The organism is Niastella sp., assembly GCF_045805085.1.
Taxonomy (GTDB): domain Bacteria; phylum Bacteroidota; class Bacteroidia; order Chitinophagales; family Chitinophagaceae; genus Niastella.
Genome location: NZ_JBJMLX010000095.1, coordinates 1 through 3,088, shown reverse-complemented (window position 1 = coordinate 3,088; position 3,088 = coordinate 1). Strand labels below are relative to the sequence as shown.

The following is a 3,088-nucleotide window of genomic DNA, read 5'->3' as shown; positions in this document are numbered from 1 at the left end:
CCATTAAACAACGCCTGGAATATTATAATGCCGATATATTGCAGAAAATTGTTTCCCGTTCTGCCAGTATCCTCGGCACAAAAATAACTTCCGATGCGGCAGGTGAAATTGCCCGGCGCAGCCGCGGTACGCCCCGCATTGCCAATGGCCTGTTACGCCGGATGCGCGATTTTGCACAAGTGCTCGGTAATGGTGTTATTGACCTGGGGATAACCCAACATGGATTGAAGGCATTGAATGTTGATGAGCATGGCCTTGATGAAATGGACAACCGCATTCTGCTGACCATTATCGACAAATTCAAAGGCGGACCGGTTGGTATTACTACCATTGCCACGGCTGTTGGGGAAGAAACCGGAACACTGGAAGAAGTGTATGAACCATTTCTTATTCAGGAAGGTTTTATAAAAAGAACGCCCCGCGGCCGCGAAGCAACCCATAAGGCCTACGCCCATTTAGGCAGGGTAGCACCGGGCAGCGGCGGAATGGGCTCTTTATTCGATTTAGATCGTTAACCGATCTGCCAGTTGGTGGATGAAACATGCATGCCGGCAATCGGCAATCGTGAATCGGCAATTCAAGCCTCCTCAAAATAAAAAACGCTGAGTGATTGATCTCTCAGCGTTTCTTTTTATTGAAATATAAATTTGTAACTGTAATTGCTCCCCCTTTAGGGGGGCTGGGGGGTTAAGCAACCGGTACCACTAATCTGAATCCATTACCGTGAATATTCACGATCTCGATGGTGTCATCGTCTTTCAGGTACTTGCGCAATTTGGCAATATACACGTCCATACTACGGCCATTGAAATAGGTATCGCTGCCCCAGATCTTTTTGAGGGCCTGCTCACGAGGCAGCAGGTCGTTCATGTGCTCGCACAGCATTTTCAACAATTCATTTTCCTTGGGCGATAAAGTTTGTGTTTTACCGCTGTGGCTCAACTCGCGTAATTTGGGGTTGAAGTGATAATCGCTCAGGTCGTATTCTTTATTCTCCTGTTCTTTATTCACTTCTTCATTCCTTTTCAGAATGGCTTTAATTTTCAGCAACAAAACCTCGCTATCGAACGGTTTGGTGATGTAATCGTCGGCGCCGAGTTTGTAACCCTGAATGATGTCTTCCTTCATGGTTTTGGCGCTTAAGAAGAATAATGGAATATCAGGGTCCACATCGCGAATTTCTTCCGCGAGGGTGAATCCATCCATGTGTGGCATCATTATATCAAGTAAGCACAGCTCAAATCTTTCGCGTTGAAAAGCAGCAAGTCCAAGGCGACCGTCACGTTCCAGCGTCACATCAAAATCATTTAATTCCAGATAATTCTTCAGCACCATTCCTAAGTTCTGGTCGTCCTCGCATAATAAAATTTTTGGTTTCTTTCCTTCCATTGTGATGTAGATTTAGTTCGATAGTGTAAATAAAGTTAAATCATTTGCTATAACCGGCAATGTCCGCGTAATTTTTTGTTAATAATGCCGGCTTTGCCCTACGTATCCGCCGGCTGGCGGAAAGGTCGGGTTGGGTGGCAAATAACAGGTATGAACCGTTAATTGGTTAATTTTACACCTTTAATAAAGGTCGTATGCGTTTGACAACTGATAACAAATTGAAAAAGCTTATTGTCATTGGTGACAGAGTATTGATCCGTCCCGCCAAACCAAATGAACGTACAGAAACCGGTTTATACCTGCCGCCCGGGGTAGGGGAACGGGAAAAAGTACAGCAGGGTTATGTAATCAAGACTGGTCCAGGATATGCCATTCCCATGCCAGTTGAGGAAGAAAGCTGGAAAAGCAGCGAAGAACAGGTAAAATATGTTCCATTGCAGGTAAAAGAAGGCGATCTGGCCATTTTTCTACTAAGCGGCGCCACCGAAGTGTTGTATGAAAATGATAAGTATTATATCGTTCCGCAAAGTGCTATCCTGATGCTTGAACGGGAAGAAGACATCTAAAACCAGGTTGTAAAAATTGCCAATGTACAACTATGAAAATGGAAGTGTCTGCCTACGGCGAACATTTCCATTTTTTTATTAATAAGTTTATTTTCAATTTGTTAGATTGTTCATTTGCAAGAGCTTGTCGATTGCCGGTAAACATGTAACTTACTGCCATAAATTTTGAATATGGCAAATAAGGATGCGTTTGTTCAGACAGTAAAGGATAACTATACGTTCAAAGGAGAATCATTTCGGATAGGTACGGCTGTATTGGGTGAGGAAGTGCTTGCTGGAACAGATGTCTTTCTGCCATTAAAAACAATGAACCGGCATGGCTTGATCGCCGGCGCCACCGGTACCGGAAAAACCAAGACCCTGCAATTGATTGCGGAGGCCCTGAGTGAAGCCAGTGTACCCGTGTTATTGATGGATATTAAAGGCGACCTGAGTGGCATTGCTGCTGCCGGTACAGAAAATAATAATATTAAAGACCGCCTGGCAAAGATCGGGGGCGAATATAAACCTGCCACCTTTCCCGTTGAGCTGATGAGCCTGAGCAATGAAAAAGGCGTACGCCTGCGTGCTACGGTTAGCGAGTTCGGTCCCATTTTATTATCTAAGATCCTTGACCTGAACGATACGCAGGAAGGCATCGTTGCCCTCATCTTCAAATATTGCGATGATAACAAAATGCCCTTGCTCGATCTGAAAGATTTTGTGAAAGTGGTGCAGTTTGTAAGCAACGAAGGCAAGAAAGAAATAGAGCAGACGTATGGAAAGATCGCCACAACCAGCACTGGCACCATCTTGCGTAAAGTAATAGAGCTGCAACAACAGGGCGCCGATCATTTTTTTGGCGAACCTTCTTTTGAAATTGACGACCTTATGCGCATTGCCGATGATGGCCGTGGGATGATAAGTGTGCTGCGGGTAACCGACATGCAAAACCGGCCTAAGTTGTTCTCCACCTTTATGCTGCAAATGCTGGCTGAATTGTACGCCACCCTGCCTGAAGCGGGTGATATGGATAAACCCAAACTGGTGATGTTTATCGATGAGGCTCACCTGGTATTTCAGGAAGCTACCGACGCATTATTACAACAAATTGAGACCATCATAAAACTCATTCGGTCAAAAGGAGTAGGCAT

The 3,088-nt window shown here is 44.8% G+C and carries 4 protein-coding genes; 3 read left to right on the top strand and 1 reads right to left on the bottom strand.

What is annotated here, in order from left to right; translation table 11 throughout:
• Positions 1 to 515 (top strand): Holliday junction DNA helicase RuvB C-terminal domain-containing protein (locus tag ACJ751_RS04775; protein WP_407744232.1); only part of this gene is annotated, 515 nt, incomplete at its 5' end.
• 172 nt (positions 516 to 687) lie between these two features.
• On the opposite strand, the gene ACJ751_RS04770 is transcribed toward ACJ751_RS04775, so the two are convergent.
• Entirely contained in the window at positions 688 to 1,389 is a 702-nt protein-coding gene (locus tag ACJ751_RS04770) for a response regulator transcription factor (RefSeq protein ID WP_407744231.1), read from the bottom strand.
• Positions 1,390 to 1,583: 194 nt separating this feature from the next.
• Between ACJ751_RS04770 and ACJ751_RS04765 the strand changes: the two genes are divergently transcribed.
• Both ACJ751_RS04765 and ACJ751_RS04760 read left to right on the top strand, forming a co-directional pair.
• The gene (locus tag ACJ751_RS04765) at positions 1,584 to 1,955 is read left to right on the top strand and encodes a co-chaperone GroES (protein WP_407744230.1); all 372 of its coding nucleotides are present in this window, start codon (positions 1,584 to 1,586) and stop codon (positions 1,953 to 1,955) included.
• Between the two features lie 171 nt (positions 1,956 to 2,126).
• Positions 2,127 to 3,088, top strand: a 962-nt coding sequence (locus tag ACJ751_RS04760) for a helicase HerA-like domain-containing protein (RefSeq protein WP_407744229.1), incomplete at its 3' end; no start/stop codon positions are given.

Excerpts from the sequence above, each read along its gene's own strand:
- ACJ751_RS04770 (WP_407744231.1), bottom strand. The coding sequence starts at position 1,389 with ATGGAAGGAAAGAAACCAAAAATTTTATTATGCGAGGACGACCAGAAC.
- ACJ751_RS04765 (WP_407744230.1), top strand. The coding sequence starts at position 1,584 with ATGCGTTTGACAACTGATAACAAATTGAAAAAGCTTATTGTCATTGGT.